This window comes from Alistipes sp. An54, assembly GCF_002159375.1.
Lineage (GTDB): Bacteria > Bacteroidota > Bacteroidia > Bacteroidales > Rikenellaceae > Alistipes > Alistipes megaguti.
Map to the genome: position 1 here is coordinate 1 of NZ_NFIA01000027.1, position 6,655 is coordinate 6,655.

The following is a 6,655-nucleotide window of genomic DNA, read 5'->3' on the forward strand; positions in this document are numbered from 1 at the left end:
GGGGAGCGACGGCTTAAACACGCCGGCGGGGGTTGCGGGTTGGGTGAGGCTGATTGCGGTGGGCCGCTGCGAAAAGACGGCCGCAGCGAAAAGACGGCCGCTGACGAAAGTCGGGCCGCTGCGAAAAGACGGCCGCTGACGAAAGTCGGGTCGCTGTAAAAAGAAGGACCGTTACGGCGGATCACTCCCCGTGGGCGACCTTCATCTCGATCGAGGCCCCCGACCATTGGTTGATCATGCGCTTCTCGGTGCGCAGGAGGCGTCCGGCGTAGGAGATGCGGATCTCGGCCTCGAAGGGGCGTGTCGAATCGATGTCGTTGCCGGCGGGCAGCGTGTGGGGAATGATGTAGACGTAGAGCACCAGATGGTCGCAGGGCGGGGTTTCGAGCGTGACGCTCCGCGACGCGGGAATCTCGGCCGGCCGGGCCTTGAGGTTCGAACCCACGTCGGCCACATCCGAGGCCGTCGAGGCGAATCCGATGCGGTTGTCGTCCACATCGAAACAGCCGCACATCAGATCCGCGTTGTATCGCCACCACTCGTCGTAACGGCTTTTCAGTTCGATTTTGAATCCCTGCTCCTTCATGCAGGCAAAGATAGTGCAAGCCGTGGGCAAAAGCAAATTTTTCAGACCCGCAGCGTTGTTCTCCGAAGCTCGTGCCCTCTCTGCGGAGACTAAAACTCTGCGTTTTCTTTGCAGTTATCTTATTTTTTAGTAACTTTGCGCACTAAATGTGTTTAAATGGGGGAAATGCAGCGATATTCCATCTGCTTCAAGGGGCTGAAAAACGGACACCACGAATTCCGTTTTGCGGTGGATCGGTCGTTGTTCGAAGAGTACGAAAGCTCGGAGATCAAGGACGGCGCCTGTGAGGTGGTGGTCGAGATGGAGCGCTCCGAAACGCAGCTCATGCTCGAGATCTCGATCTCGGGCTACGTCGTCGTCGAGTGCGACCGCTGTCTGGAGGATTGCCGCATTCCGATCGATTTCGCCGGCGTGCTGCCGGTGAAGTTCTCCGACGAACCCCACGAATACGAAGGGGAGGTGATCTGGCTGCTGCCGGGTGAGGAGAGCGTCGATCTGAAGCAGTATGTCTACGAAAGCATCGTGCTGTCGCTGCCCTATCAGCGGGTGCATCCCGAAGGGGAGTGCAATCCCGAGATGCTCGAACGCTTCCGGATCGTCTCCGAAGGCGAGTTCGAGGCCATCGAAAAACGGGCGGTCTCCCACGAACACAACGAGGGCGAATGGGCCAAACTGGCTGCCCTGCGCGAGCAGATGCAGGCTGAAGAGGCGCAGAAAAATAGGCCTGCGGAGGCTCGGACCTCGGAAAAGAAGGAGAAGTAAACGAATTGAAAGTCGAACTTATAAAAGTACAGTTGTAAAATGGCACATCCTAAACACAAAATCTCGTCGACGCGCCGCGACAAGCGCAGAACTCACTACAAGGCAACCGTTCCGACGGTCGTTACGTGCTCGAACTGCGGCGCAGCGGTGCTCTACCACCGTGTATGCCCCGAGTGCGGGTTCTATCGCGGCAAGCTCGCCATCGAGAAGAAAGCAGCCGAATAGTTTCGGTACGGAAAGAGTGCATCCCTGCGGAGAGGCCTCTTTTTCGGTTTATGAACGGACCCGTCCCGCCGAACGTTTTTTGCGGCGTCCGGGCGCCCGGTCCTGAAGTTTTCAACCAATTCCACGAGTATGATAAAGATTGGTGTAGATGCCATGGGTGGCGATTTCGCTCCCGAAGCGGCTGTCAAGGGAGCCGTCATGGCGCTCGACGCGGTCGGCTCGGACAGCCGTATCGTCCTGTTCGGTGACGAACAGAAAATCAGGTCCGTACTCGCTTCGGAAGGATGCCCTGCCGAGCGGTTCGACCTCGTGCCCACGACCGAGGTGATCGAGATGGGTGACCACCCGGCCAAGGCGTTTCAGACCAAAAGCAATTCGAGCATTACGGTCGGGTTCGGATACCTGGCCAAGGGTGCCATCGACGGCTTTGCAAGCGCCGGTTCGACCGGTGCCATGATGGTCGGCTCGATGTATGCCGTCAAACCGATCGAAGGGGTTATCCGCCCCACGATCTCCTCAACGGTGCCGACCGTCAGCGGACGTCCGGCCCTGCTGCTCGACGTGGGTCTCAACGTGGACTGCAAACCCGAAGTGCTGGCTCAGTACGGCCTGATCGGTTCGATCTATGCCGAATCGGTGCTGGGCATCGAAAAACCGCGCGTTGCGGTGCTCAACATCGGCGAGGAGGAGACCAAGGGCAATGCCCAGGTCAAGGCGACGTTCGATCTGCTGAAGGCCGACAGCCGGATCCATTTCGTGGGTAATGTCGAGAGTTCGTACCTCTTCACGGGCAAGGTGGCCGATGTGATCGTCTGCGACGGTTTTGTCGGCAACACGGTGCTGAAGATGGCCGAGGGACTCTACCGGATCAATCTGGCGCTGGGAGGCCACAATGCCTTCTGGGATGCCATGAATTACGAGAACGTGGGCGGCACTCCCGTGCTGGGTGTCAATGCTCCGGTGATCATCGGCCACGGCTGTTCGACGCCGAAGGCCATCCGGAGCATGATCCTTTCGACCGAGCAGGTCATCAAGGCCGGCTTGACCTCGAAACTGCGCGATGCGTTCAAAAATTAAAAGTTTACTGTAAGCAAAAATTAAGTTAATGGGTAAGATAACAGCAGCAATTACGGGTGTGGGTCAGTACCTCCCGGATTATATTCTTACGAACGATGAGTTGAGCCGCATGGTCGACACCAACGACGAGTGGATCATGTCGCATACGGGTATCAAGACCCGCCATATCCTCAAGGGTGAGGGCATCGGAACCTCCTACATGGGAGCCCGCGCCGTGATGAACCTGCTCGACAAGACGGGTGTTGACCCGATGTCGATCGACGCGGTGATCTGCGCCACGGTAACCCCCGACATGTTCTTCCCCTCGACGGGTAACCTGATCGCCGATCAGGCCGGTTGCAAGAATGCCTTCGCCTACGACGTTTCGGCAGCCTGCAGCGGCTTCCTCTTTGCCCTGACCACCGGTGCCAAGTTCATCGAGGCCGGCACGAGCAAGCGTGTCATCGTTGTGGGTGCCGACAAGATGTCGTCGATCATTGACTACACGGACCGTTCGACCTGCCCGCTCTTCGGCGATGCCGCAGCCGCCGTGCTGCTCGAACCCAATACCGAAGGCTATGGTGTGATCGATTCGATTCTCCGCAGCGACGGCTCGGGCGAGCTGCAGCTCTACATGAAGGCCGGCGGTTCGCGTTACCCGGCATCGATCGAGACCGTACAGAATAACTGGCATACGATCACGTGGGACGGTCACGCCGTCTTCAAGGCTGCCGTATCGAAGATGTCGGATGTCTCGGTGGAGATGATGGAGCGCCACCACCTCACGGGGGACGATATCCGCTTCCTGGTACCTCACCAGGCCAACCTGCGCATCATCGATGCCACGGCCCGCCGCATGGGCATTACCCACGACAAGTGCATGATCAATATCGACCGCAACGGCAATACGACGGCCGCCACGATCCCGACCTGTCTCTACGACTACGAGAGCCAGCTCCGCAAGGGTGACAACCTGATTCTGGCCGCCTTCGGTGGCGGTTATACCTGGGGTGCCATCTACGTGAAGTGGGCCTACGACGGTTCGAAGGCCTGATCCCGGGACCCGAGAGGGGGGGGGAGTGAGCCAGGGCAAGCCAGACGCCGGGGCAAGCCAGATGCCAGGGAAGCCAGACGCCGGGGCAAGCCAGACGCCGGGCAAGCCGAGCAGCCGGGTAGCGAAATGAACCCGGCCGCAGGGTTCCGACCTCGATCCCGCCTGATGAAAAAGCGATGTTCTCCGTAAGGAGTGCATCGCTTTTTTTGTTGACACGGATGCCGGTTTTCGGACATGCTCCATCCGGAAGCCCCGGAAAATTCGTATCTTTACAGTATGGAACTGCTGATCCGCCCGATCCGCCAGACGGAGCTCCCGCTGCTGGAGGATTTTCTCTATGAAGCCGTTTGGCAGCCGGACTCCAACCGCCGTTTGCCGCGGGAGGTGGTCCGGACCCCTGCGTTGCGAACCTATGTCGAGGCGTTCGGATCGCAGGACGGAGACTGCTGCCTGGTGGCCGAGGTCGGCGGCGAGGTGGTCGGGGCGGCGTGGTGCCGCGTGATCCGCGGTTTCGGATGGACCGGAGAACGAATCCCCGAGCTGGCCGTTGCGCTTTATTCGTCGTTCCGGGGCTGCGGTTTCGGAACCCGGCTTCTCCGGGCTCTGCTGGAGGAGTTGTCCGGCCGCGGTTGTTGTGCGGTCTCCCTCTCCGTGCAGCGGGACAATCCGGCGGCAAGACTCTACCTGCGTCTCGGATTCCGGACGGTTGCGGAGCACGGCGGTGAATGGGTGATGCGGTGCGATCTTGGAGATCGGACCGGGGCGGAGTGAGGCGGTTCCGGCACTCCGTTTCAGATTGCTTTCGGTTTTGATGGCTACCTTTGCCTGCGGCCCGGACGAAAGCCGACGAGGCAAAGGCGTGACAGGACCAGGGAAAACCGGACGTTCGGGGAATGCCGGAGGATGCCGGGGGATGCCCGGAGATGAAATTGATGGACTATGAAGATATTGATTGTGGAAGATGAACCCTCCCTGCGGGAGATTATGGTGCGGACGTTGACGCGCGAGCAGTACGTCGTCGAACAGGCGGCCGACTATGCCTCGGCTTCGGACAAGATCGCCGCATACGATTACGACTGTATTCTGCTCGATATCATGCTGCCCGGCGGAAGCGGACTGCGGCTGCTCGAGGCGTTGAAGCGTCGCCGCAGCCGGGCCGGCGTGATCATCATCTCGGCGCGCGATTCGCTGGATGACAAGATTGAGGGGCTCGAACTCGGAGCAGACGACTACCTGCCCAAGCCGTTCCACCTGGCGGAGTTGAGCGCCCGGATCCGGAGCGTGCTGCGCCGCCACCAGCGCGACGGGTACGAGAGCCTCGAGGCGGGGAACGTGCGCCTGTGGCCCGACAGCCGGCGGGTCGAGGTGGCGGGACGTCCGCTCGATCTGCTGCGCAAGGAGTATGACATCCTGCACTATTTCATGGCCCGGCCCAACCATACGGTCGACAAGGCGACGCTGGCCGAAGGGGTCTGGGGCGACCATATCGACCAGGTGGACAATTTCGACTTCGTCTATGCGCAGATGAAGAACCTGCGGCGCAAACTCCACGATGCCGGGGCCGACATCGAGATCCGGTCCGTTTACGGTTTCGGTTATAAACTGGTCCGGCCGTGAAACTGGTCTATCGTATTCTGCTGCACTTGTTGTGGGTGCTCACGCTGCTGCTGGCCGGGTGGGCGGCACTCTTCTACTTCACGCTCATCGACGAGGTCAACGACGAGGTGGACGATGCCCTCGAGGCGCGCGCCGAGGTGATCGTCAAGCGCGTACTGGCCGGGCGGGAGCTTCCCGAGACCTCGGCCGACGGCAATACCGGTTATTATCTGCACGAGGTTTCGGCCGAATATGCCGAAGGCTGGGCCCATGAACGCTATACGGATGAGGAAATCTACATTCCGGAACGGGATGACGAGGAGCCGGCCCGCGTGCTGCGCCAGACGTTCCGCGACGCCAGCGGCCGCTGGTACGAACTGACGGTGATGACCCCCAGCATCGAAAAGGAGGATCTGCTGGAGGCTATCTTCTACGGAATTCTCTACCTGTATCTCTTCCTGCTGCTGTCGGTGCTGCTGGTGACGGTCGTGGTGGTCAACCGCATGATGCGGCCGCTCTATGCGCTGCTGCGTTGGCTGGACGACTACCGGATCGGGCGTCCGAATGCTCCGCTGGTGGTTGAGACCTCGGTGACGGAGTTCCGGCGGCTGAACGACGCGGCGGTGCGTTCCGCACAGCGGGCCGAGTCGTCGTTCGAACGCCAGAAGCAGTTCATCGGCAACGCTTCGCACGAAATGCAGACGCCGCTGGCCGTCTGCCGCAACCGGCTGGAGATGCTGGTCGACGATCCGCAGCAACTCAGCGAGGAGCAGCTGGGCGAGATTGCCAAGGTGCAGCATACGCTGGACTATCTGGTGCGCCTGAACCGTACGCTGCTGCTGCTCTCGAAGATCGACAACGGGCAGTTCCCCGAGGTTGAGGAGGTTGATCTCGGCGGGTTGACCCGCCGCACGGGTGAGGATCTGGAGGAGATCTACGCCTATCGGGGCATGCGTTTCGTGATGGAGGAGCAGGCTCCGCTGCGCGTGCGGATGAACCCCTCGCTGGCGGGGAGTCTGGTGGGAAATCTCATCAAGAATGCCTTTGTCCACGGGGCGGAGGGCGGCGAGGTGCGGGTCCGGATCTCGGCCCGCCGCTTCGAGGTCGAGAATTCGGCCGACGCCGGTCCCCTGGATGCCGCACACATCTTCGACCGCTTCTATCAGGGTACCAAGAAGAAAGGTTCGACGGGGCTCGGACTGGCCATTGTCGATGCCGTCTGCCGTCTCTACGGGCTGCGGATCCGCTACGATTTCCGTCAGGGGCTCCACTGCTTTACGGTCGATTTTCCGGCGTAGAAGGGCTCGCGACGCCCCCGACGTCCCCCGATGTTCCCGACGCCCCAACATCCCCCAACATCTCCCGACGTTCCCGGC

The 6,655-nt window shown here is 60.6% G+C and carries 8 protein-coding genes; 7 read left to right on the plus strand and 1 reads right to left on the minus strand.

Annotated features, from left to right (window positions below; genetic code table 11):
• Positions 1 to 181: 181 nt before the first annotated feature.
• Positions 182 to 586 (minus strand): hypothetical protein, encoded by a 405-nt coding sequence (locus B5G09_RS13640; RefSeq protein ID WP_087310803.1) that lies wholly within the window; start codon positions 584 to 586, stop codon positions 182 to 184.
• A gap of 156 nt (positions 587 to 742) precedes the next feature.
• Between B5G09_RS13640 and B5G09_RS13645 the strand changes: the two genes are divergently transcribed.
• The 7 genes from B5G09_RS13645 (at position 743) to B5G09_RS13675 (ending at position 6,577) form a co-directional block, all read left to right on the plus strand.
• Positions 743 to 1,348: a DUF177 domain-containing protein gene (locus B5G09_RS13645; RefSeq protein ID WP_087405608.1), complete on the plus strand. Its 606-nt coding sequence runs from the start codon at positions 743 to 745 to the stop codon at positions 1,346 to 1,348.
• Between the two features lie 39 nt (positions 1,349 to 1,387).
• Entirely contained in the window at positions 1,388 to 1,573 is a 186-nt protein-coding gene (gene rpmF, locus B5G09_RS13650) for a 50S ribosomal protein L32 (protein WP_087310807.1), read from the plus strand.
• Between the two features lie 129 nt (positions 1,574 to 1,702).
• Entirely contained in the window at positions 1,703 to 2,650 is a 948-nt protein-coding gene (plsX, locus tag B5G09_RS13655; protein WP_087310809.1) for a phosphate acyltransferase PlsX, read from the plus strand.
• 28 nt (positions 2,651 to 2,678) lie between these two features.
• Positions 2,679 to 3,683 carry a beta-ketoacyl-ACP synthase III gene (locus B5G09_RS13660; RefSeq protein ID WP_087310811.1) on the plus strand — a complete coding sequence of 335 codons (1,005 nt, stop codon included), beginning with the start codon at positions 2,679 to 2,681 and terminating at the stop codon, positions 3,681 to 3,683.
• Positions 3,684 to 3,959: 276 nt separating this feature from the next.
• On the plus strand, positions 3,960 to 4,454 hold the full coding sequence (locus tag B5G09_RS13665; RefSeq protein WP_206384459.1) for a GNAT family N-acetyltransferase: 495 nt from the start codon (positions 3,960 to 3,962) through the stop codon (positions 4,452 to 4,454).
• Between the two features lie 168 nt (positions 4,455 to 4,622).
• Positions 4,623 to 5,300: a response regulator transcription factor gene (locus B5G09_RS13670; protein WP_087405610.1), complete on the plus strand. Its 678-nt coding sequence runs from the start codon at positions 4,623 to 4,625 to the stop codon at positions 5,298 to 5,300.
• On the plus strand, positions 5,297 to 6,577 hold the full coding sequence (locus B5G09_RS13675; protein WP_087405611.1) for a HAMP domain-containing sensor histidine kinase: 1,281 nt from the start codon (positions 5,297 to 5,299) through the stop codon (positions 6,575 to 6,577). Before B5G09_RS13670 ends, B5G09_RS13675 begins: the two co-directional genes overlap by 4 nt.
• The last annotated feature ends 78 nt before the right edge of the window (positions 6,578 to 6,655 follow it).